This window comes from Stenotrophomonas sp. FBCC-B152 (genome assembly GCF_059134105.1).
In genome coordinates this window covers 3751254-3772004 of the sequence record NZ_CP101442.1, presented here as the reverse complement: position 1 = coordinate 3772004, position 20751 = coordinate 3751254, and the positions used below count along the sequence as shown (strand labels likewise).

General features: G+C 69.2%; 20 protein-coding genes. 5 read left to right on the top strand and 15 right to left on the bottom strand.

Annotated elements, in window-relative coordinates:
* Positions 1 to 6: 6 nt before the first annotated feature.
* The 9 genes from NMB40_RS17210 to NMB40_RS17170 all read right to left on the bottom strand — a co-directional run bounded on the left by NMB40_RS17210 (position 7) and on the right by NMB40_RS17170 (position 10336).
* Positions 7 to 1305, bottom strand: a complete 1299-nt coding sequence (locus NMB40_RS17210; protein WP_494359207.1) for a DUF58 domain-containing protein — start codon at positions 1303 to 1305, stop codon at positions 7 to 9.
* On the bottom strand, positions 1302 to 2303 hold the full coding sequence (locus NMB40_RS17205) for an AAA family ATPase (RefSeq protein ID WP_448143816.1): 1002 nt from the start codon (positions 2301 to 2303) through the stop codon (positions 1302 to 1304). The genes NMB40_RS17210 and NMB40_RS17205 overlap by 4 nt, the downstream gene beginning before the upstream one ends.
* Positions 2300 to 3475 (bottom strand): DUF4350 domain-containing protein, encoded by a 1176-nt coding sequence (locus NMB40_RS17200; protein ID WP_494359206.1) that lies wholly within the window; start codon positions 3473 to 3475, stop codon positions 2300 to 2302. Before NMB40_RS17200 ends, NMB40_RS17205 begins: the two co-directional genes overlap by 4 nt.
* Positions 3472 to 5076, bottom strand: coding sequence for a DUF4129 domain-containing protein (locus tag NMB40_RS17195; protein WP_494359205.1), 1605 nt, complete (start codon positions 5074 to 5076; stop codon positions 3472 to 3474). The genes NMB40_RS17200 and NMB40_RS17195 overlap by 4 nt, the downstream gene beginning before the upstream one ends.
* The gene (locus tag NMB40_RS17190) at positions 5066 to 6058 is read right to left on the bottom strand and encodes a stage II sporulation protein M (RefSeq protein ID WP_494359204.1); all 993 of its coding nucleotides are present in this window, start codon (positions 6056 to 6058) and stop codon (positions 5066 to 5068) included. The genes NMB40_RS17195 and NMB40_RS17190 overlap by 11 nt, the downstream gene beginning before the upstream one ends.
* Entirely contained in the window at positions 6055 to 6744 is a 690-nt protein-coding gene (locus NMB40_RS17185) for an RDD family protein (RefSeq protein WP_068854364.1), read from the bottom strand. The genes NMB40_RS17190 and NMB40_RS17185 overlap by 4 nt, the downstream gene beginning before the upstream one ends.
* A gap of 86 nt (positions 6745 to 6830) precedes the next feature.
* On the bottom strand, positions 6831 to 7364 hold the full coding sequence (locus tag NMB40_RS17180; RefSeq protein ID WP_448143811.1) for a gamma carbonic anhydrase family protein: 534 nt from the start codon (positions 7362 to 7364) through the stop codon (positions 6831 to 6833).
* 48 nt (positions 7365 to 7412) lie between these two features.
* Complete coding sequence (gene mnmG, locus NMB40_RS17175) at positions 7413 to 9302, bottom strand: tRNA uridine-5-carboxymethylaminomethyl(34) synthesis enzyme MnmG (RefSeq protein WP_494359203.1); 1890 nt, start codon at positions 9300 to 9302, stop codon at positions 7413 to 7415.
* Between the two features lie 491 nt (positions 9303 to 9793).
* Positions 9794 to 10336, bottom strand: coding sequence for a hypothetical protein (locus tag NMB40_RS17170; RefSeq protein ID WP_494359202.1), 543 nt, complete (start codon positions 10334 to 10336; stop codon positions 9794 to 9796).
* A gap of 112 nt (positions 10337 to 10448) precedes the next feature.
* Here NMB40_RS17170 and NMB40_RS17165 point away from each other — a divergent pair, with 112 nt between their 5' ends.
* Positions 10449 to 11408 carry a pyridoxal-phosphate dependent enzyme gene (locus tag NMB40_RS17165; RefSeq protein ID WP_494359201.1) on the top strand — a complete coding sequence of 320 codons (960 nt, stop codon included), beginning with the start codon at positions 10449 to 10451 and terminating at the stop codon, positions 11406 to 11408.
* Positions 11393 to 12016, top strand: coding sequence for a YdcF family protein (locus tag NMB40_RS17160; RefSeq protein WP_494359200.1), 624 nt, complete (start codon positions 11393 to 11395; stop codon positions 12014 to 12016). Before NMB40_RS17165 ends, NMB40_RS17160 begins: the two co-directional genes overlap by 16 nt.
* Positions 12017 to 12053: 37 nt before the next feature.
* Here NMB40_RS17160 and bioC read toward each other — a convergent pair whose 3' ends face one another.
* The 5 genes from bioC to bioB form a co-directional block, all read right to left on the bottom strand.
* Entirely contained in the window at positions 12054 to 12938 is an 885-nt protein-coding gene (gene bioC, locus NMB40_RS17155; RefSeq protein ID WP_494359199.1) for a malonyl-ACP O-methyltransferase BioC, read from the bottom strand.
* A gap of 65 nt (positions 12939 to 13003) precedes the next feature.
* Entirely contained in the window at positions 13004 to 13786 is a 783-nt protein-coding gene (locus NMB40_RS17150; RefSeq protein ID WP_448143806.1) for an SDR family oxidoreductase, read from the bottom strand.
* 58 nt (positions 13787 to 13844) lie between these two features.
* Positions 13845 to 14606 carry a pimeloyl-ACP methyl ester esterase BioH gene (gene bioH, locus NMB40_RS17145; protein WP_494361096.1) on the bottom strand — a complete coding sequence of 254 codons (762 nt, stop codon included), beginning with the start codon at positions 14604 to 14606 and terminating at the stop codon, positions 13845 to 13847.
* Between the two features lie 22 nt (positions 14607 to 14628).
* Complete coding sequence (gene bioF, locus NMB40_RS17140; protein WP_494361095.1) at positions 14629 to 15840, bottom strand: 8-amino-7-oxononanoate synthase; 1212 nt, start codon at positions 15838 to 15840, stop codon at positions 14629 to 14631.
* A gap of 79 nt (positions 15841 to 15919) precedes the next feature.
* Positions 15920 to 16954 (bottom strand): biotin synthase BioB, encoded by a 1035-nt coding sequence (gene bioB / locus NMB40_RS17135; RefSeq protein WP_494359198.1) that lies wholly within the window; start codon positions 16952 to 16954, stop codon positions 15920 to 15922.
* 70 nt (positions 16955 to 17024) lie between these two features.
* Here bioB and NMB40_RS17130 point away from each other — a divergent pair, with 70 nt between their 5' ends.
* The 3 genes from NMB40_RS17130 to NMB40_RS17120 all read left to right on the top strand — a co-directional run bounded on the left by NMB40_RS17130 (position 17025) and on the right by NMB40_RS17120 (position 18891).
* A complete protein-coding gene (locus NMB40_RS17130; protein ID WP_494359197.1) occupies positions 17025 to 17726 on the top strand; it encodes a ComFC family protein in 702 nt (233 codons plus the stop codon).
* A 69-nt stretch (positions 17727 to 17795) separates the two neighbouring features.
* Positions 17796 to 18359 (top strand): HdeD family acid-resistance protein, encoded by a 564-nt coding sequence (locus NMB40_RS17125; RefSeq protein ID WP_494359196.1) that lies wholly within the window; start codon positions 17796 to 17798, stop codon positions 18357 to 18359.
* A 46-nt stretch (positions 18360 to 18405) separates the two neighbouring features.
* Entirely contained in the window at positions 18406 to 18891 is a 486-nt protein-coding gene (locus NMB40_RS17120) for a SecDF P1 head subdomain-containing protein (RefSeq protein WP_494359195.1), read from the top strand.
* 5 nt (positions 18892 to 18896) lie between these two features.
* Here NMB40_RS17120 and NMB40_RS17115 read toward each other — a convergent pair whose 3' ends face one another.
* Positions 18897 to 20705, bottom strand: a complete 1809-nt coding sequence (locus tag NMB40_RS17115) for an MFS transporter (protein WP_494359194.1) — start codon at positions 20703 to 20705, stop codon at positions 18897 to 18899.
* Positions 20706 to 20751: the final 46 nt, after the last annotated feature.

Below are 20751 nucleotides of genomic sequence, written 5' to 3'. Positions count from 1 at the left end.
ACGTGCCTACAGCAACCCATCACGCTTGACGGCGAGGTAGCGCTCTACCAGTGCGCCTGGCAGGGCATCGGCAGTCACATCCAGCACCATCACCCGGTGGCTGCGCAGTGCTTCATGCGCATCGTTGCGCTGCTGCAGGTAGCGCGCGATGGCACCGGCCTGGGTCGCGTCCTGCAGCGTTTCCACTTCCTGCTCCAGCGCCACGTCCAGCTCGCGCTCGCGCAGGCTGGCCACGCACACCAGGTGCTGGCGCTGCAGCAGGCGTACCGCCACCAGCAGGTCTTCGATGTCCTCATCGCGCACGTTGGTGACCAGCATCACCAGCGAACGCCGGCGCTGGCGCAGGCTGAGTTCGGTGGCAGCCGCCAGATAGTCGGTGGCCACCGGTTGCGCCTGCAGGTCGTAGCTGGCGCGCAGCAGCGCGTCGATCGCGCCCATGCCGCGCTGCGGTGCCACCCAGCGGCTCTCGCCACCACTGGCGAACAGGCCCACGCCATCGCCCTGGCGCAGCGCCAGGTAGGACACCACCAGTGCCGCATTGAGCACATGGTCGAAGTGCGACAGCCCGCCTTCGCTGGCCATCATGCGGCGGCCAGTGTCGATCATCAGCACCAGCTGCTGGTTTTTCTCGTCCTGGTACTCGCGCGAGATCAGCTTGCGCGCGCGCGAGGTCGCCTTCCAGTCGATCTGGCGCAGGCTGTCGCCGATGCGGTACTCGCGCATCTGGTGGAAATCGGTGCCTTCGCCACGGCGGCGCTTGAGGTGCGCACCCACGAGCCGCGAGGCCTGTTCGGCACTGAACAACGCGAAGCGGGTGAGCGGGGCGAAGTTGGGATACACGCGCACGGTCAGCGCTGGCGGCAGCAGGCGGCGCTGGCGCCACATCCGCCACGGCGCGTGCAGGCGCAGGTGCACGCCATCGAATACGAAGCGGCCGCGCGCGGTCGGGGTCAACGTGTACTCCACGCTGCTGGACACCAGCGGCTTGAGCGTCAACGCACGCGGCAGGCCCTGCATCGTCCACGCACCGGGCACGAGGTCGAACACCTCCACGCGCTGGCGGCGGCTGGATTCAAAGCGCAGCGTGGTGCGCCGTTCGACGTTCAGCGCCAGTGCCTCGGGCAGTTCGCGCTGCACCGTGGGCGAGGGCTGCGCGCGCAGGCGCAACAGGTCCACCAGTGCCAGCACGGCGATCACCGCTGCGGACGCCCACCACGCCGACACCGGCAGCAGCCCGAACGCCACCGGCAGCCCGAGCAGCGCCCAGCCGACCAGCAGTATCAGCAGCAGCGGGCCTGGCCTCATTTGCGCGGCGCTTCCACCTTGGCCAGCAACGCGGTCAGCGCATCGTCGGCCGATTGGCCTTCGATCTGCAGTTCCGGGGCCAGTGCGATGCGGTGGCGCAGCGCCGGGCGGGCGATCTCTCGAACGTCATCCGGGGTGACGAAGTCGCGGCCGGCCAGTACCGCCTGCGCACGCGCCGCGCGCACCAGCGCGATGCTGCCGCGCGGGCCCGCACCGAGCGCGATGCCGGGGAACGTGCGGGTGGCGGCGACGATGCGCACCGCGTAGTCCACCACTTCCGGGTCCACCGTGATTGCCGCGGTCGCCTGCTGCAGCGCGATCACCTCGGCGGCATTGAGCACGCGCGGCACCTGCGACAGGTCGAAGTCGGCCGCGCTGCGGCCGGTGGTGATCGCATCGACCATGCGCTTTTCGTCTTCCAGCGCCGGGTAATCGATGATCACCTTGAGCAGGAAGCGATCCAGCTGCGCTTCGGGCAGCGGGTAGGTGCCTTCCTGCTCCACCGGGTTCTGCGTGGCCAGCGCCAGGAACGGCGGGGTCAGCGCGAAGGCCTTGCCTTCGATGGTGACCTGGCCTTCCTGCATCACTTCCAGCAGGGCCGACTGGGTCTTGGCCGGGGCGCGGTTGATTTCATCGGCCAGCAGCAGGTTGGTGAACACCGGGCCGCGGCGGATCTTGAAGCTCTCCGATTTCGGGTCGTATACCGCATGGCCGCTGACGTCGCTGGGCATCAGGTCCGGGGTGAACTGCACGCGGCCGTAGTCCAGCTCCAGTGCCTGCGCCAGGGCGCGCACCAGCAGGGTCTTGCCCAGCCCGGGCACGCCTTCGATCAGCACGTGGCCGCCGGCCAGCAGCGCGATCAGGATCTGGTCGAGTACCTCGGGCTGGCCGATGAAGGCGCGGCCCACGGCATCGCGCACGGCATCGACGCGTTCGACCAGGCTCTGGCCGGTCAGCGCGGGCGGGGACAACGGCGGCGGTGCGGTGTGCTCGGTCATAGCAGGTTTCTCATCTGGATCAGCAGGCGGATGCGCTCCCGCAGGGCCGTGACATCCTTCGATGGCGGCACCTGCAGGGCGGTCTGGACACGGGAATGCGGCCATTGCAGCAGGCTGGCGATGGCATGCACCTGGGCCTCGCCGCTGAGCGCGGCAGCGGTGGGTGCACGCCGCCGCAGCCGGGCCAGGAACGCGCGGCGGGTGGCGTCGTACAACAGTGGTGCCTTGCCATAGCGCAGCAGGTGCTCGCCGCTGGCACGCACGTGTTCCAGCAGCGAGCGGCGTTCGGTGGCCGGCGCCGGCAGCAGGCTGCCCAGCCGCTGCGCGCGCTGCCACAGCCACGCCAGCAGGGCCAGCAGCAACGGCACCCATACCGGCCAGCCCTGGTAGAAGATGCGCGACCACAGGGTGGGCGGGCGCGAGCCGTAGATCAGCCAGACCGTGCCTTCGGCGTAATTCGGGTCCAGCAGGTAGCGGGCCAGGTCGCGATGCGCGATGTCGTGCAGCCCGTCGGCCAGGCTGCCCTTGGCATCATCGGCGTTGAAGATCCTCGGCGTGCCCTTGAGGAACTCCATGTCCGACAGTACGTCGACGGTGCCTGCGCCCTTGCGCAGCCGCGCGAACACATTGCCCTCGTCATCGCCCCACTCGCGCGCCACGCGGATGCCGTCGGGTACGTCCACGCCGAACCGGCGGCCACTGCAGAACTCGGAATGGCCGGGGTCGTCGACAACGTGGAAGGCCTTGCAGTTGCTCTCGTAGTACCCGGTATCCACGCCCAGCGCGTCCAGCAGCGGACCCTGCGGGGCGTCTTCGTCCTTGAACGGCGGCGGCGTGCGCAGCAGCAGGTGGCCGCCCCGTTCCACCCACGCGAGCAGCGCCTGCGCGGTGGGGGCGGGCACATCGGCGGTGTCCTGCAGCAGCAGCACGGTGTCGGCCGGCTTGAGCTGCATGCGCGGCAGGTCGATGCGCGGGCTGGAATGCACGGTGATGCCGTCGGCACGCAGCGCCTGGCCCAGCACGTACAGCGGGTTGTAGCTGGCCTCGCCCTGCGGCGGCAGGTGCTCGGTATGGACCACGCGCTCATGGCTGCGCAGGAACAGGATCGCCAATGGCACGCCCACCACCAGCAGCACGCCCAGCACAACCAGCCAACGCAGGCGGGCACTCATGCGCGCCACCGGAACTGGGTCTGCAGGGTGGTGGCCAGGTCGTCGAACTCGTCCGGCTCGGGCAGGCGGCCGGCATAGGCGGCGTACTGCCAGACCCGCACGATGCGGGCGAACAGGGTGCGGTCGGCCTCCACCGGCATGCGCCGCGAGGCGCGCAGGCACTGTGCTTCGGTCGCGCCCGGTGGCAGCACCACCTCGGCGCGTTCGCTCATCGATTCCACGCTGGCCCGGTACAGCAGCGCAAGCGCCTGGCGCGGACGGCCCTGCTGCCACAGGTCGCGTGCGCGTGCGGCCGGATCCGGCGGAATCACCTCGGGCAGTTCCACCGCTTCCTCGACCACCGGATCGGTGGCCTTGCGCCGCCTCACGCCGGTGCCGCGCAGCCAGCGTACCCACCACGGCGCGGTGGCGATCAGCCCCAGCGCCAGCAGGCCGACCAGGCCCCACAGGATCCATTCGGCAATCTGTGCGGGCAGGCGCGGGCCGCGCCCGAACGGATTGCGGTCCTTGTCCGCATCGTCCTTCTTCTTGTTCTTCTCCGCCTCGCTCAGGGTGCGCTCCCAGCGTTTCACTTCGCGCGTGGGCGCCACCAGCGGATCTTCGTACGCGCGTTGCACAGCCTGGCGGAAGCCGGCGGTGTCGGGCGTGCCACCGAAGATCACGGCCGGGGTGTTCGACGGATCGTCGGCAGGCACTGTGTCGGCCGCTTCTTCTTCCTCATCACCCGCATCGTCATCCGTGCCAGTGGGCGCAGCGCAGCTCGGCGCCTGCGCAGGTTCTTCCGCGTGCAGCCCACCCATGGGCCAGCACAGCACCAGCGCCAGTACCAGCAGGGGGGCGGCCTGCTGCAGGCGATCACGCATGCGCCGGAACGCGATTTCCACGTCCCAGGCTTCCATTTCCGTACGGCGGTTGAGGTACAGCGCGAAGCCGGCGCCGGCGTAGAACGGCCCGATCAACGTAGCGGCGAGCCAGAACAGGGCATTCACCCCCAGCTGTGCCCACGCCGGCATGTTCTCGCTGACCATCTCCCACGCCGCGCGCCAGGAATCGGACAGCAGTTCCAGCGGCACGAACAGGAAGACCGCCGCGATGCAGCCGCTGACGATAACCAGCTCGAACACCATGCACATCAGCGTGAGCAGCACGGCATGCCCGAACGTGCCGCTGAGCACGGCGCGGCGGCGCACGCTGCGTTGGGAAGCATCGCTGCCTTCCAGCAGGTTCACCGGCAGCAGCAGCGAGCGGAACGGGCTGAAGCGGCGCCAGCCCAGGTAGCCCCAGAACCCGCTCCAGCCCCAGTGCCGCTGCGCGCGCAGGGTCTGCAACGGACGTGGTTCATCGCCGAACACGCCGCGTGAGATCACATACAACGCGATCCGGTCCGATACCGGCTTGAGCCACCACATCAGCAGCCACGCCCAACCGAACGCATCGGCCCACCATGCAACGGCGTTGATCACGGCGAACACCGGCAGCGACACCGCGATCAGCGGCAGCCAGATCGCCCGCGCGTGCCGGCGTACCAGGGCGGTGCCCAGCTCCATCGCCTCCCATTCGGAGCGCGCGCGCAGGGTGACGTTGAGCTGGTCAATCCGCATGACCGCCCCCCCGACCACCGCGCCACAGCCACACGAACACCAGCGTCCACAGCACGGCCGCCACGCTGTATTTGCCCCATGCGGGCACGGCCGCAATGGAGGACCAGAACGCCTCGATGAAGGCGGCCACCAGCAGCATCGCCGCCACCCCCAGGCACAGCCGGGCGCCGATGATGCCGCCTTCCACCAGCGCATCGATGCGCCGGCGCCGGCCGGGTGCCAGCAGCTTCATGCCCAGCTGCAGGCCTGCACCGCCGGCAATGACGATGGCGGTGAGCTCGAACGCGCCATGGCCGCAGACGAAGCGCCAGAACGGATCGCCGTGGCCGATGTGCTGCAGGTGGCCGGCCGCCGCGCCGATGGTGAGGCCGTTGAACAGCAGCACCAGCACCGTGCCCAGGCCGGCCAGCAGCCCGCTGGCGAACGTACGCAGGCCGATGCTGATGTTGTTCATGATGTAGTAGCCGAACATCATCCAGTCCGTGCCACTGTCGCGGCCCAGGTTCGGCGAGGCCGGGTTGTACATTTTCTCCAGCGAGGCGATCGCGCCGTTGTCCATCAGCATGTGGATCACATCCGGGTGCCACTGGATCACCGCGAAGCTGCCCACCAGCGGCAGCACGAACAGCGCGGTGGCCACCCACATGCTGCGCGCCTGGCTGCGCACCAGCTGCGGGAAATCGGCCAGCAGGAACTCCAGGGCGCGGCGCCAGCGCGGCGGCGGCGTGCGGTACAGCAGGCCATGGCCCTGCTGCATCAGCAGCTGCAGGCGCGCCACCAGCTGCGGGCTGTAGCCGCGCTTGCGCGCAAGCGCCAGCTGCTGGCACAGCCGGCGGTAGTGCTGCGGAATGTCTTCATCGTTGAGCGCGGACGGATCGGGCGAACGGCGCGCATGTCGCGGCCGGTCACCGCGCAGCGCCAGCCAACGTTCCAGCGCCTGCCATTCGGCCTGGTAGCGGGCCACGAACTGTTCCTGCCTCATCGGCGCCCCAGCAGCCAGTTGGCCATGGCATACAGGCGCAGCACGCCCACCTGGCCCTGGCCACCACTGATCGGCGCGGCGACCGCCGCCAGTTCCTGCTGGCGCGGGCCGGACAGACGCGGCGCACGTTCGGCGAAGGCGATGATCGCCGCCTGTTCGGCCGGCTGCAGCGGCTGCGGTGGCGCCAGTACGGTATCGATGGCCACGCTGGCCGACCACGGCCTGCCACTGTCATGCACCACCACGGTGCCGGCCACCAGGTCGCCCAGGCGCCGGCCGTTGCGGTCGAACAGGCTCGACAGCAGCCCCAGCGCATAACCGAACGGCAGCATGTCCACGGTGCGCAGCAGGTTGCGGGTGATGGAGGCCATCCAGCCGATCGGCGCGCCGTCCTGGGCCACCACGCGCAGGCTCATCACCCGCTTGCCCAGGGTGCGGCCCCAGCAGGCCTCCTGCACGATGGTGTACGCCCACATCAGCAGGAACATCAGGCCCAGGTAGAGGCCCTGGCCGAATTCGCCCAGCAGCGTGAGCGGAATGCTCAGCAGCATCAGCGCCGCCACGCGGATCATGAAGTCGATGGCCCAGGCCAGCGCACGCGGCACCGGCCCGGCCGCCGGCAGGTGCAGCGGCACGCCTTCGGGCGTGATCACTTCACGGTAGGTATCCAGCATGGGTGCGCTCATGCGCACGCGTCCCTCCGGACGGCTGCCAACGGCATGCGGTTCTCGACTGCTTCCTGGGTCGGACACCGACTTTACCGTGTGCGGGGTCACATCCCCAAATACTTGTCCTTCAACCGCACGTAGTGGTCGGCGGAGTAGTGCAGCGACTCGATCTCCTGCGCGCTCAGGCTGCGCACCGGCCGTGCCGGGTTGCCCACCCACAGCTCGCCTTCGCCGACCACCTTGCCCGGCCCGATCACCGCGCCGGCGCCGACAAAGGCGTGCCGGCTCACGGTCGCGCCATCGAGGATGCACGCCCCCATCCCGATCAGGCTGTACTCGCCGATGGTGCAGGCATGGATGATGGTGCCGTGGCCGACGGTGACGCCCTCACCGATCAGGGTGGGGTAGCCGCCCTTGTTGTAGGGGCTGTGGTGGCTGACATGGATGATGGTGCCATCCTGGATGTTGCTGCGCGCGCCGATCCGCACATGGTTGACGTCACCCCGGATCACCGTGCCCGGCCACACCGACACATCATCCCCGAGCACCACATCGCCGATGATCGTGCAGGCGGGGTCGATATAGGCGCGTTCGCCGACGACGGGAAAGGTGTCGAGGAAGGGACGAAGAGAAGCCATGGGAAAAAGTCCAGGTAGAGCCACGCCCTGCGTGGCTGAAGCAATCAATCAGGCGACGCGACTACGCCGCGCCCGCTCCAGGTGCACCAGCAGCAGCGAGATCGCGGCCGGGGTCATGCCGGGGATGCGCTGGGCCTGGCCGATGGTCTGCGGGCGTACCCGCTCCAGCTTCTGCTGCACCTCGGCCGACAGCCCGCGCACGCTGGCGTAATCGAACGCCGCGTCGATGGCGGTGTTCTCATGGCGCTGCTGGCGTTCGATCTCCTCGCGCTGGCGGTCCAGGTAGCCGGCGTACTTCACCCCGATCTCGACCTGCTCGGCCACCTTGGCATCGGCCACGCCCGGGCCCAGCGAGGGCACCTGCATCAGCTTGGCGTAATCCAGTTCCGGGCGCTTGATCAGGTCCAGCACGTTGGTTTCGCGGCTGACCGCCACGCCCAGCGCGGCTTCCACTTCGCGGCCCAGCGCGTTGGCCGGGGTCGCCCACAGCGCACGCAGGCGCGCAGATTCCTGCGCCACTGCCTCCTGCTTGGCCTGGAAGGCCGCCCAGCGCCGATCGTCGACCACGCCCAGCTCGCGGCCGATGCCGGTCAGGCGCACGTCGGCGTTGTCTTCGCGCAGCTGCAGCCGGTACTCGGCGCGGCTGGTGAACATGCGGTACGGCTCGGTGGTGCCGTGGGTGATCAGGTCATCCACCAGCACGCCCAGGTAGGCCTCGTCGCGGCGCGGGCACCAGCCCGCTTCGTCGCGCACGCGGCGGGCGGCGTTGAGGCCGGCCAGCAGGCCCTGCGCGGCCGCTTCTTCATAGCCGGTGGTACCGTTGATCTGCCCGGCGAAGAACAGCCCGGCAACCGCCTTGGTTTCCAGCGTGTTGTTCAACCCGCGCGGGTCGAAGAAGTCGTATTCGATGGCGTAGCCCGGCCGCGTGATGTGCGCGTTCTCGAAGCCACGGATGCTGCGCACCAGCGCCAGCTGCACATCGAACGGCAGCGAGGTGGAGATGCCGTTGGGGTAGATCTCCACCACGTCCAGCCCTTCGGGCTCGACGAAGATCTGGTGGCTGGCCTTCTCGGCAAAACGCACCACCTTGTCTTCGATGGACGGGCAGTAGCGCGGGCCGATGCCCTCGATCTGGCCGCTGTACAGCGGCGAGCGGTGCAGCGCGCTGCGGATGATCTCGTGGGTCTGCTCGCTGGTGTGGGTGATCCAGCAGCTCACCTGCGCCGGGTGCTCGGCCACGCTGCCCAGGAAGGACATCACCGGGCGCGGGTCGTCGCCGGGCTGCTCGTCCATCACGCTGTAATCCAGCGAGCGGCCATCGATGCGCGGCGGGGTGCCGGTCTTGAGCCGGTCGATGGCGAACGGGCGCTCGCGCAGGCGCGCAGCCAGCGTGGTGGCTGGCGGGTCGCCCATGCGGCCGGCGGCGTACTGGGTCTGGCCGACGTGGATCTTGCCGGCCAGGAAGGTGCCGGCGGTGAGCACCACGGCCGGGGCGTTGAACTGCAGCCCGGTCTGGGTGATCACGCCCCGCACGGCATCACCGTCGATGACCAGGTCATCCACGGCGGCCTGGAACACGGTCAGGTTCGGCTGCGCCTCGACCATGCCCCGGATGGCCATGCGGTACAGGTTGCGGTCGGCCTGGCAGCGGGTGGCGCGCACGGCCGGGCCCTTGGAGGCATTGAGCGTGCGCCACTGGATGCCGGCGCGGTCGGCGGCATGCGCCATGGCGCCGCCCAGCGCGTCGATTTCCTTGACCAGATGACCCTTGCCGATCCCGCCGATGGCCGGGTTGCAGCTCATCGCGCCGATGGTTTCCACGTTGTGGGTCAGCAGCAGGGTGCGTACGCCGCTGCGGGCAGCCGCCAGCGCGGCTTCGGTGCCGGCATGGCCGCCGCCGATCACGATGACGTCGTAGCCGTAGAAAGAATCGGTCATGGGGTGCTCTGGGCAGGGCCGGTACGGCCCGGAACCGCCCTGGGACAGGGCGCGGTGGTCATTTTAGCGCCGTTCGCGCCGGGTCCGTGAACGGGGGCCTGCAAAAAAAATCGCAATCAACCCTAAAGTTGGCACGTTCTCTGCAGATAACCCAATAGCACCCAGGATGGCAGGCGCCGAAAGGCACTACGAACCGGAATTGGAACAGGGGCCGGTTCATGCGCATCGTGGGGAAGCAGAAGGGCCGGTAGTCGGGGGACTGCCGGCCCTGTTTTTATGCCCCGGAAGACAAAAGGCCCCGCCATTGGCGGGGCCTTCTGCGTTGTAGGTGCCGACATCCGACAGGGCCGGAACAGGGGGGATCCAGATGTTCCTGTCGGATATCGACATAGAGCTCAATGTGACGCCCTCTGTCGTTTTTGTCACTTTTCGACCGAGGCCGTCACTGCCGGGCTAGATTGACCTGCCAGGCGGGTGAAAATCAAGCGTTCTTAATTTTCATTTGTGCGCTGGTTCAACTTATTCATGTTCCGCCACGGCGAGCCGCTGCTCCGCTGCGCCGGCGGGTTGGGCCGGGACTGCGGCGCGCTCACCGGGCGCTGCTGCTGCACCTGGGGGCGCTGCTGCGGCGGGCGGTCCTGGCGCGGCGGGCGCGACCCCACCGAATCCATGTTCCGCCACGGCGAACCGCCGTTGTAGGGCGGGCGCGGACGGTCCGGCGGGCGCACCTGGCCGCCATTGCCGTTGCCCGGGCGCGGCGGCGGGCGGTGGTTGTGCGGCGGGCGGTAGTTCGGGTACGGCCGGTAAATCGGGTAGTTGCTGTAGCCACCGTAGCCGCCATAGCCGTAATAGCCGCCGCCACCGTAGTAGCCGCTGCCGTAGCCGTACGGGTAGCCGGCGGGATAGCGGTACTCCACCGACGGGGCGCCGTGGTAGTAGCCGTTGCCACCACCACCGCCGCCCACGTAGTCGTAGGTCGCGCAACCGGACAGCGTCAGCAACAGGCTGCCGGCAAGCATCAGGCGCATTTTCATGAAAGGGTCCCCCTGGGGTATGGGCCCAGCTTCAGGCCGCCGCATTGAATCGGCCCTTAACTTTGCCCCGGCCGGATGAACGGTTGCCATCGTGGCACGTTAATCTTGTGTCATGACCGATTCATCCTTGCCCTGCGCCGATGACCTGTTGGCCGCCGCTGCGCGGATCGCGCCGCACGCCAGCGTCACCCCGGTGCTGCAGTCGCAGGTGCTGGACGCGTTGAGCGGGGCGCGGCTGGCGTTCAAGGCCGAGCACCTGCAGCGCGGCGGTGCCTTCAAGTTCCGTGGTGCCTGCAATGCGGTCTGGGCGCTGCCCGGGGCCGTGGCCGCGCGCGGGGTGGTCACCCATTCGTCGGGCAACCATGGTGCGGCGTTGGCACTGGCCGCGCGCACCCGGGGCATCGCCTGTCACGTGGTGGTGCCGGAAGGCGCGGTAGCAGCCAAGCTGGCCAACATCGTGCGCCATGGCGCCACCCTGTGGCGCTGCGAACCGACCATCGCCGCGCGCGAGGCGATGTGCGCCCAGGTCGAGGCCGAGACCGGCGCCACCCTGGTCCATCCGTACACCGATTCCCACGTGATCGCCGGGCAGGGCACGGCGGCGCTGGAGCTGCTGGGCAGCCACGGCCCGTTCGATACCCTGGTGGTGCCGGTGGGCGGCGGTGGCCTGGCGGCCGGAACCCGGCTGGCACTGCAGGCGGCGGCCCCGGGCACGCAGCTCGTACTGGCCGAACCGGAGGGCGCGGCCGATACGGCCCGTTCGCTGGCCGCCGGCGAGCGCCGCCTGGACTTCACCCCCGATACGATCTGCGATGGCCTGCGCGGCACCCTCGGTGCGCCGAACTTCGCGCTGCTGCAGGGCGCGGCCGAGGTCATCACGGTGGACGATGCGGCCACCGTGGCGGCCATGCGCCTGCTCTGGCAGGTGCTCAAGCAGGTGGTGGAGCCGTCCTCGGCGATCGCCCTGGCCGCGATCCTGTCCCAGCCGGCGCGGTTTGCCGGGCAGCGGGTGGGCGTGGTGCTGTCCGGCGGCAACGTCGACCTGGACGCCCTGCCATGGGCCGCGGCATGACCCGGCGCGCACGGGTCGGGCTGGTGGGTTGGCTGTGGCGGCTGTGCATGCTGCTGGCGGCCTGGCTGTTGTGCGTCACGGCGTGGATCGTGTGGGTCGGCGAGCGCGACCAGGCGGCCAAGGCCGACGCGATCATCGTGCTGGGTGCGGCGGCCTACGATGCCAAGCCGTCACCGGTGTTCGAAGAACGCATCCGGCATGGGTTGGATCTGTACCGCCAGGGCTATGCGCCGTTGCTGATCTTCACCGGTGGCTACGGTGGTACCGGCGCGCGCTTTTCCGAATCGCAGGTCGCGCGCCGTTACGCGTTGAAGCAGGGCGTCCCGGAAGACGCGATCCTGATCGAAACCGCCTCGCGCACCACCCGCCAGAACCTGGTTGAAGCGCGCCTGTTGATGGACCAGCACAAGCTGCACCGGGTGATCATCGTCAGCGACCCGCTGCATATGGCCCGCGCGCTGCGGCTGGCGCGCGAACTGGGCATCGATGCGCTGGCCTCGTCAACGCCGAGCACGCGCTTCCGCAGCTTCCACACCAGCTGGAAATTCCTGGCGCAGGAAATCTATTTCTTCCATCGCGACATGTTCCCGTCCGCGAACGGTTCCTGACCCGGCGCAGCCACGCAGGGCGTGGCTCTACTGCTTGCTACGTGGTCTTGCGTCGGATCGGAATGGCCGACACCGGCACGCTGGCCACATCCTGCCCGCGCTCGCGAATCGGCGCGCCGGCATCCGGCGCCCACGCGTGCGCGTAGATCACTTCCCAGCTGCTCGGCAGCGTGCCGTCGTCGCGGCGCAGCGGTTCATAGGCGGCGCGCGCTGCCGCGAACCTGCCGCGCCCGGTCAGCGTATGCCGGCGATCCTGCCGTGCATTGGTCGCACCAATCGCGCGCAGCTCGCGCATCAGCGCATCCATGTCGGGATAGGTCAGGGTGAACAGGTCGCGGTCCAGCACCGGGTCGCGGAAGCCGGACATCATCAGCGCATCGCCGAACTGCGCAATCGGCGGGAACCGGCTCACGTGCGAGGTGTCGTCGGCGCTGGCAAATGCATCGCGCAGCTCGATCAGCGTTTCCGGGCCGAACGTGGAGCAGACCAGCAGCCCGCCGGGCTTGAGCACGCGGCGGAATCCGGCGAACACTGCCGGCAGGTCCTCCACCCACTGCAGGCACAGGTTGCTGTAGATCACATCCACGCTCTGGTCGCGCAGCGGCAACGCCTGCGCATCACCGCACACCCGGGTGAACGGCTTCCACCAGCCCGCCTGCTTCTTCGCTTCGCGCAGCATCGGCTCGGCCATGTCCAGCGCGATCACCTGCGCCTTCGGCCAGCGCTTCTTCATGGCCGCACTGGCGTGGCCGGTGCCGCTGCCCACATCCAGCACCACCTCCGGCTGCCGGCTCTCCAGGTAGTCCAGCGATTCGAGAAGCCGCTTTTCCACCTCGCGCTGCAGGGCAGCGGCGGCGTCGTAACTACTGGCGGCGCGCGAAAACGCGCGGCGGACGTGCTGGGGATCGAAGCTGGCGGTCATGTAAGGCTCACTACACAAAACAGAAACATGCGGTAGCGCACGACCGTTGGTCGTGCGACGAAAACTCAGAACGTGCCCGGGTAGGCGCCGCCATCAATCAACAGGTTCTGCCCGGTGATGTAACCCGACTGCGCGCTGCACAGGAACGCGCACGCCGCGCCGAATTCATCGGCGGTGCCGAAGCGCCCGGCCGGAATGTGGGTGCGCTTGCGCTCGGCGATCTGGCCGGCATCCACGCCCTGCTGCTGGGCCATGTAGGCGAAGTTGCCGCGCAGCCGGTCGGTGTCGAACTGGCCGGGCAGCAGGTTGTTGAGGGTGACGTTGTGGGCCACGGTGCGGCGCGCCAGCCCGGCGACGAAGCCGGTCAGGCCCGAGCGCGCGCCATTGGACAGGCCCAGGATGTCGATGGGTGCCTTCACCGACGAGGAGGTGATGTTGACCACGCGCCCGAAGCCGCGCTCGATCATGCCGTCCACGGTGGCTCGGATCAGCGCGATCGGCGCCAGCATGTTCGCGTCCAGCGCGGCGATCCAGTCCTCGCGCTCGAACTGGCGGAAGTCGCCCGCCGGCGGGCCGCCGGCGTTGTTGACCAGGATGTCCACCTGCGGGCAGGCGGCCAACGCCGCCGCGCGTCCGGCCTCGGTGGTGACGTCGGCGACCACCGTAATGACCTTGCCGGCGCCCGGCAGCGCCCGGAGTTCGTCACCGGCGCGGGCCAGGGCTTCCTCACCCCGGGCGGCGATCACCACGTTCACCCCTTCGCGCGCCAAGGCGCGTGCGCAGCCCAGCCCCAGGCCTTTGCTGGCGGCGCAGACGAGGGCCCAGCGGCCGGCGATTCCAAGGTCCATGCATCAGCTCCGTAACAGGGGACAGGCGTACATGATCGGCGATGCGCGCGTGGGTGGGTCAGGAAAGCGAGGCAACGAAGTGTTGCAGCTGCGCCGCCACCTCGTCGGTGTGGCCCAGGAACGGCGCGTGTCCGCCATGGGCAACTACCTGCGCGCTGGAACGCGGTGCCAACGCGGCAGCGGCCTGCATCGCCCGCGCCGAGACCAGCCGGTCGCGCTGCCCGGCCAACCACAGGCTGGGCACGGGCAGGCCGGGCAGGGCACCGCGCAGGTCGGTACTTTCCAGCAGGCGCAGGCCTTCCTGCAGGGCGCGCGGGGCGGGTTCACCGCGCGCCACCAGCGCCGCGCGCAGCGTGCGCAGTTCCTGCCGGGCGTGTTCGGAGCCCATCGCATCCAGGGCCAGGAAGCGCTCCAGCGTGCCGCGATAGTCCTGGGCCAGGTCCTGGCCGAACTGTTCGAAGACCGAGGCTTCCACGGCGTGCAGCCAGTCCTCGCCACGCACGAAGCGCGGCGTGGCCGCGATCATCGCCAGCCCGCGCACCTTGGGCAGCGTGGCCGCCGCATGCAGCGCGAACAGGCCACCCAGCGACCAGCCACACCACACCGCGGGCGGGGTCGCGGCGGCAATCGCACCGACCACGAACGGCAGCCGCAGCGGGGTGACGTCGTCGCGGCTGTTGCCGTGCCCGGGCAGGTCGACCAGGTGCAGCTCGAACTGCGCCGACAGCCGCTCCACCAGCGGTGCGAACACGCCGCCGTGCAGGGCCCAGCCGTGGATCAGTACCAGGGCCGGCCCGCTGCCGACCACCTCGATATGCATGCTCACACCCAACCGCCGTGCATCACGCGCTCAGCGCATCCAGTGTCTGCTGGCGCAGCACCTGGTCGCGTGCGTGGGCGATGGCATCGGTAAGCGCGCGCACTTCCGGCACCGTGTGCAGCGCCGACAGGGTCACGCGCAGGCGCGCCTTGCCTTCGGGTACGGTCGGTGGACGGATCGCGCTGACCAGGAACCCGGCCGCTTCCAGCGAGGCCGACAACGCCATCACCGTCGATTCGGCCCCGCACAGCAGCGGCTGGATCGGCGTGTCCGACGGCATCAGTTCCAGCCCATGCTGGCGCGCGCCGGCACGGAACACGCCGACCAGTTCGGCCAGCTTTTCGCGGCGCCAGTCGTCGCGGCGTGCCAGCTTCACCGCGGCCAATGCCGCAGCAGCCTGCGCCGGCGGCACCGCCGTGGTGTAGATGTAGGGGCGCGCGGTTTCGGCCAGGTGCTGGATCATCGCCTCGTCGCCCACCACCAGCGCGCCGCTGCCACCCAATGCCTTGCCCAGCGTGACCAGCTGCAGCGGCACATCGGCCACGCCCAGCCCGGCTTCGGCCACGCAGCCGCGGCCGTGCTCGCCGATCACGCCAATGCCATGCGCGTCGTCCACGTACAGCAGCGCTTCCTGCATGCGCGCCACCAGGGACAGCGAACGCAGCGGGGCGATGTCGCCATCCATGCTGAAGACACCATCGGTGACCAGCATCGCCGCGCCATCGGGCGCGTGCTTGAGCTGGCGCAGCGCGCCTTCGGTATCCATGTGCGGGTAGCGGCGCAGGCGGCAGCCGGCCAGGCGCGTGGCATCGAGCAGGCTGGCGTGGTTGAGCCGGTCCTGCACGCACACATCGTCTTCTTCGCTGAGCAGCGCCTGCTGCACCGCCAGGTTGGCGGTAAAGCCGCTGCCGAACAGCAGCGCACGCGGGTAGCCCAACCAATCGGCCACTTCCTGTTCCAGCGCTTCATGCAGCGCATGGTGGCCGCAGATCAGGTGCGAGGCGGTTGCCCCGGCGCCTTCGCGCGCGGCGGCATCCTGCAACGCGCTGACCACGCCGAACTGCTGGGACAGGCCCAGGTAATCGTTGCTGCAGAAGCCGGTAAGCCATTGGCCATTGACCTCCAGGCGCACGCCATCGCGCCGGGTCACCGTGCGGCGCACGCGGATACGGCCCTGCGCGTCGCAAAGCTTGCGCTGGGACTGGATGCGGTCGTGCAGGTCGGTACGGGCCATGGTCGTCAATGTCATGGGCAGGCAGGGCAGCTAGCGTACCCGGTTGCCGGGCGCTGCGCTGCACCGCCCGGGGCAGGGCTCAGGCCGCTTGTCCGCAACCACCGCCACAGGTGATGTCGGCATGCACGGTGCCGGGGTGGTCATGCCCGGCCGCATCCACCTGCACCGCCATCGGGCGCACGCCCAGCCGGCTGAACAGGGCCAGGTCGCGTTCGGTGTCCGGGTTGCCGGTGGTCAGCAGCTTTTCGCCGTAGAAGATCGAGTTGGCCCCGGCCAGGAAGCACAGCGCCTGCAGCTCATCGCTCATTGCCTCGCGCCCGGCCGACAGCCGCACCATTGCCCTGGGCATCACGATGCGGGCCACGGCGATCATCCGCACGAACTCGAACGGGTCCAGTTCGGCACTGCCATGCAGCGGCGTGCCGGCCACCTGCACCAGCCGGTTGATCGGCACCGAATCGGGGTGCGCCGGCAGGTTGGCCAGCGCCAGCAGCAGCCCGGCGCGGTGCGCGCGGGTTTCGCCCATGCCGACGATGCCGCCGCAGCAGGTCTTCAGCCCGGCCTCGCGCACGTGTTCCAGCGTATCCAGCCGGTCCTGGTACTGGCGGGTGTGGATGATCGAGTCGTAATAATCCGGCGCGGTGTCCAGGTTGTGGTTGTAGTAGTCCAGCCCGGCTTCGCGCAGGGCCACGGCCTGCGCGCCGTCGAGCATGCCCAGCGTGGCGCAGGTTTCCAGCCCCAGTGCCTTCACCTCGCGGATCATTGCCGCTACCTTGGGGATGTCGCGGTCCTTGGGCGAGCGCCACGCCGCGCCCATGCAGAACCGCGACGCGCCGGCGGCCTTGGCTTGGCGGGCCTTGGCGACCACGTCGTCGGTGGCCATCAGCTTCTGTGCGCTCACCCCGGTGTCGTAGCGCTGCGCCTGCGGGCAGTACGCGCAGTCCTCCGGGCAGCCGCCGGTCTTGACCGAGAGCAGGGTCGAGACCTGCACCTCGGTGGGATCGAAGTGCTCCCGGTGCACGCCCGCCGCCCGGTACAGCAGCTCCGGGAAGGGCAGCTCGAACAGCGCCAGCAGCTCCTCGGGGTGCCAGTCGTGGCGGATGACAGAAGCCATGGGAGTGTCCTGACAGATTGGAGATCGAAGGGGCGGCAGTCTGGTGAGGTTGAAGGAGGCTGTCAACCATATGGACTTTCGCAAAGTTTACGATGCACTGGGCTGGTTGGGGCATCACTGCCTGCCGCTGCGCTGCCTGGTCTGCGCCCATCCGGGAAATGACGGGCTGGATCTGTGTGCCGCCTGCTACGCCGAGCTTCCGTGGAACGACCATGCCTGCCCGTTGTGCGCGCTGCCGCTGCCGCCGGACGAACCGGCCAAGGTGTGCGGTGCCTGCCTGACTGGGCCGCCGCGCCAGGCCGGGGCGGCGGCGACCTTCCTGTATGCGCCGCCGATCGACCGGCTGGTGCTGCGCTTCAAGTTCCACCAGGACCTGGCCGCCGGGCGGCTGCTCTCGCAGTTGATGCTGCACGCCGTGCCGGACTTCGCGCAGCACCCGCTGCTGCCGATGCCGCTGCATGGCCGCCGGCTGCGTGAGCGGGGCTACGACCAGGCCCGGGAACTGGCCCGCCCGCTGGGTCGGGAGCTGCGGTTGCCGCTGTGGACCGGGCTGTGCCGCAGCCGGGCGACCCTGGCCCAGTCCACGCTGGACGCCGACGCACGTCGCCAGAACCTCAAAGGCGCCTTCGCCGTGCGGGCCACCCCGCCGGCCCGGCTGATCCTCGTGGATGATGTGATGACGACCGGGGCGACCCTGGACGCCGCCGTGAGGGCGCTGCGCCGGTCCGGCCTGCAGGAGGCCATGCTGTGGGTCTGCGCCCGGGCGCCGTGACACCTTGCCACGGCCTGCACACGGAGCGGGCCTAGCATCGCAGTTGACCCTCCTCCCAGGAACACCGCCATGAGCCAGGCTCCGGAACTGCGCACTACGTCATTGTTGTCGCTGGTGGGCCGCAGTTGGTGGGTGGTGCTGCTGTATGGCCTGATCGCCATCGGCTTTGGCCTGATCGCCATCGCCCGGCCGCTGTCCGCCGCCGCCGGGCTGGCCTGGGCCATCGGCGTGATGGCGCTGGTGGAAGGCCTGGTCAGCCTGTTCGCGGTATTCAGCGGCAACAGCGGCGCGCCGCGTGGCTGGGCGCTGGTCTACGCGCTGGCCTCGATCGGCTTTGGCGCGCTGGCGGTGATCAACCCGCTGGTGACCGCCAAGGTGCTGGTGCTGCTGCTGGCGATCTGGCTGATCCTGGCCGGTGTATACCGCATCGTGTTCGCCATCCGCGTACGCAGGCAGATTGAAGGCGAATGGCTGCTGATCGTCAGTGGCCTGCTGGCCATCGTGCTGGGCGTCATGATGTTCGGCAACCCGCTCGGCGGGGTGGCGGTGACCACGCTGTGGATCGGCATCGGCAGCCTGATCTACGGCGTGCTGCAGGTCGCGGTGGCGTTCCGGCTCAGGAAGTTGCGCTGACCGCCCCGGTTCGGGCCACAATGCTTGAAACAACGGGAGCACGGCAATGCGCAACGGATGGCGATGGAGCCTGGCGGCAGCCAGCCTGCTGCTGGTCACGGCATGCAACAAGGATAACGACGCGGCGTTGAACCCTGCAGCGCAGGGCAACCCGCCGCTCACCGATGTACGCATCGAAATGCGTCCGGTTGCCGAAGACGGCGAGCCGGGCGTCGAGGTGCGTTTCGCCCACGGGGAGACCGTCAAGCTGGCCAATCCGCCCGTGTTCACGACCGGCGCGATCGCCAGCGTGCGCCAGGTGGTCAACGAGGACGGAAAGGCCAACGTGTATTACGCGTTCACCGAGGCCGCCGCGCCTCGCATCCATAGCGCCACCGAGCGCCTGGTGGGACGGGCGATGGTCATCACCGTCAATGGCGAACCGATCTCCCGGGCAAACCTCAGCGGCCCCTTCGGCGAGAGCATGATGACCTCCGGGCTTGAGCCGGGCGAAGCCGCCGAGCTGGTTACCCGGATCACCGGGCGACCGTAGCGCTGCTAGCGGAACCGCGCTTCGATCTCCTCCAGCGTCTTGCCCTTGGTTTCCGGCAGCAGGAACGCGGCCACCAGGAAGTACAGCAGCGTGCAGCCGGCCCAGAAGAAGAACATGCTGGCGTAGCCGTGGTGGCCCACGGTGGGCAGGAAGATCGCGGCGATCACGGTCGACACGAACTGGTTGAGCAGCAGCGCGATGCTCATGCCGTTGGAGCGGATGCGGGTGGGCATCAGCTCCGACAGCGCCAGCCACACGCAGACGCCCGGCCCGACCGCGAAGAACGCCACGAACAACAGGATGCAGCTGGCCACCAGCCAGCCGTGGGCAGGCGAGGGCACCGGGCCGATGACCGCGCGTTCGATCACCAGCGGCGCCTGTACGGCGGCAGCCGGATCCGGAAACGGGTTGAGGTGGATGCGGCGGAAGAACGCGCCGATCACGCTGTCGGCCGATACCGCGTCTTCGCGGCGGATCTGCAACGTGGCGTCGATGGGGTTGTCGCTGCGCAGCGAACGCACGTTGCTGAAGCCGCCGTAGGCGTAGGACACGGTGAGCTGCAGCGGTTGCCCGTCGGCGTTGCCATCCAGCCGTCGCCACTGCGCGGCATCCATCGGCAGCGACAGGGATTGCTCGTACACCTGCTGCTGCAGCGCGGCCTGCACATCCAGCCGCCCGTGTTCGCTGCGCACGAACAGCAGCGCAGCGCCGAGCAGGGCGATGGTGATGCCGCCGGTGCCCAGCATGAGCAGGAACTTGCGGCCCTTGCGGTCCACCAGCACCAGCGCGACGACCGTCATCAGCGCGTTGAGCAGCTTGATGGAGACATCGGCCCAGTTGGCCACCGCGCCCGGCAGGCCGGCCTGGTTGAGGATGTTCACCGCATAGGCCAGTACCGAGTTGATGCCGGTCGCCTGGGTAAAGGCCAGCACCAGGCAGGCCAGTACGAACGGCCACACGTAGCGGCGGCTCAGCAGCGGATCACGCTTGGCGGGCGTGCCGTCGCTGGCCGGTGCATCGGGTGCCTGCATGCGCGCCAGCGTGGCTTCCACCTCCGCCGGCGCGACCGTGCGCTGCAGGGCAATGCGCGCTTTCTCGATGCGGCCGCGCCGCACCAGCCAACGAGGCGATTCGCTGATCAGCAGCGCGCCGCCGGTGAACACCAGCCCGGGCAACAGGCAGCTCCAGAAGATGGTGCGCCAGGCATGGTCCTTCACCGCGAACAACAGACGCTGCTGCTCTTCGCCGGGCAGGTGGCGCACGGCGGCCGCGGCGGTATCCACGCTGTGGGCGTGGTACAGCCCGATCACCGCCGCCAGTACCAGCCCGATGGTAAGCAGCAGTTGGAACATCGCCGCGCCACGTCCGCGCCGTTCGGGACTCAGCACCTCGGCCAGGTACAGCGGCACCACCACGCCGATCAGGCCACCGCTGATGCCCTGCAGCAGGCGCCCCATCAACAACGGTCCATAGCCTTCGGACAACGCCATTACCGGAATGCTCGCGGTGAACAGCACCCCGGCCAGCAGCATCGTGCCGCGCCGGCCGATCAGGTCGGCCACCGCGCCAGCGAACAACGAGGACAGCACACTGCCCAGCAGCACCGCCGCCACCACGAACCCCAGTTGCTGCGTGGTGAGATGCCAGCTGGCGGTGGCCGTGGCTTCCAGGTAGGGCAGCGCACCCGCGATGATGCCGATGTCGATGCCGTAGAGCAGGCCGCCCATGCCGCCAATGAACAAGAGATAGCGCACCGGCCAACGCGGCGCGTTGGCGGAAGCGGGCACGGGCATAACGGCGGAAGCGTCGTTCATGGTGCGGTCCTGTCTACGTTGGAACGCGCCGCACGCGGCGCGGAAT

What these genes read in the sequence shown, in the direction of transcription:
- NMB40_RS17120 (WP_494359195.1), top strand. Translation starts at nt 18,406, where the DNA reads ATGCGCAACGGATGGCGATGGAGCCTGGCGGCAGCCAGCCTGCTGCTG.
- NMB40_RS17205 (WP_448143816.1), bottom strand. Translation starts at nt 2,303, where the DNA reads ATGACCGAGCACACCGCACCGCCGCCGTTGTCCCCGCCCGCGCTGACC.
- bioC (WP_494359199.1), bottom strand. Translation starts at nt 12,938, where the DNA reads ATGACCGCCAGCTTCGATCCCCAGCACGTCCGCCGCGCGTTTTCGCGC.
- NMB40_RS17115 (WP_494359194.1), bottom strand. Translation starts at nt 20,705, where the DNA reads ATGAACGACGCTTCCGCCGTTATGCCCGTGCCCGCTTCCGCCAACGCG.
- NMB40_RS17185 (WP_068854364.1), bottom strand. Translation starts at nt 6,744, where the DNA reads ATGAGCGCACCCATGCTGGATACCTACCGTGAAGTGATCACGCCCGAA.
- NMB40_RS17180 (WP_448143811.1), bottom strand. Translation starts at nt 7,364, where the DNA reads ATGGCTTCTCTTCGTCCCTTCCTCGACACCTTTCCCGTCGTCGGCGAA.
- NMB40_RS17200 (WP_494359206.1), bottom strand. Translation starts at nt 3,475, where the DNA reads ATGAGTGCCCGCCTGCGTTGGCTGGTTGTGCTGGGCGTGCTGCTGGTG.
- NMB40_RS17190 (WP_494359204.1), bottom strand. Translation starts at nt 6,058, where the DNA reads ATGAGGCAGGAACAGTTCGTGGCCCGCTACCAGGCCGAATGGCAGGCG.
- NMB40_RS17125 (WP_494359196.1), top strand. Translation starts at nt 17,796, where the DNA reads ATGAGCCAGGCTCCGGAACTGCGCACTACGTCATTGTTGTCGCTGGTG.
- NMB40_RS17165 (WP_494359201.1), top strand. Translation starts at nt 10,449, where the DNA reads ATGACCGATTCATCCTTGCCCTGCGCCGATGACCTGTTGGCCGCCGCT.
- NMB40_RS17160 (WP_494359200.1), top strand. Translation starts at nt 11,393, where the DNA reads ATGGGCCGCGGCATGACCCGGCGCGCACGGGTCGGGCTGGTGGGTTGG.
- NMB40_RS17170 (WP_494359202.1), bottom strand. Translation starts at nt 10,336, where the DNA reads ATGAAAATGCGCCTGATGCTTGCCGGCAGCCTGTTGCTGACGCTGTCC.
- bioH (WP_494361096.1), bottom strand. Translation starts at nt 14,606, where the DNA reads ATGCATATCGAGGTGGTCGGCAGCGGGCCGGCCCTGGTACTGATCCAC.
- NMB40_RS17130 (WP_494359197.1), top strand. Translation starts at nt 17,025, where the DNA reads ATGGACTTTCGCAAAGTTTACGATGCACTGGGCTGGTTGGGGCATCAC.
- NMB40_RS17195 (WP_494359205.1), bottom strand. Translation starts at nt 5,076, where the DNA reads ATGCGGATTGACCAGCTCAACGTCACCCTGCGCGCGCGCTCCGAATGG.
- mnmG (WP_494359203.1), bottom strand. Translation starts at nt 9,302, where the DNA reads ATGACCGATTCTTTCTACGGCTACGACGTCATCGTGATCGGCGGCGGC.
- NMB40_RS17150 (WP_448143806.1), bottom strand. Translation starts at nt 13,786, where the DNA reads ATGGACCTTGGAATCGCCGGCCGCTGGGCCCTCGTCTGCGCCGCCAGC.
- bioB (WP_494359198.1), bottom strand. Translation starts at nt 16,954, where the DNA reads ATGGCTTCTGTCATCCGCCACGACTGGCACCCCGAGGAGCTGCTGGCG.
- bioF (WP_494361095.1), bottom strand. Translation starts at nt 15,840, where the DNA reads ATGGCCCGTACCGACCTGCACGACCGCATCCAGTCCCAGCGCAAGCTT.
- NMB40_RS17210 (WP_494359207.1), bottom strand. Translation starts at nt 1,305, where the DNA reads ATGAGGCCAGGCCCGCTGCTGCTGATACTGCTGGTCGGCTGGGCGCTG.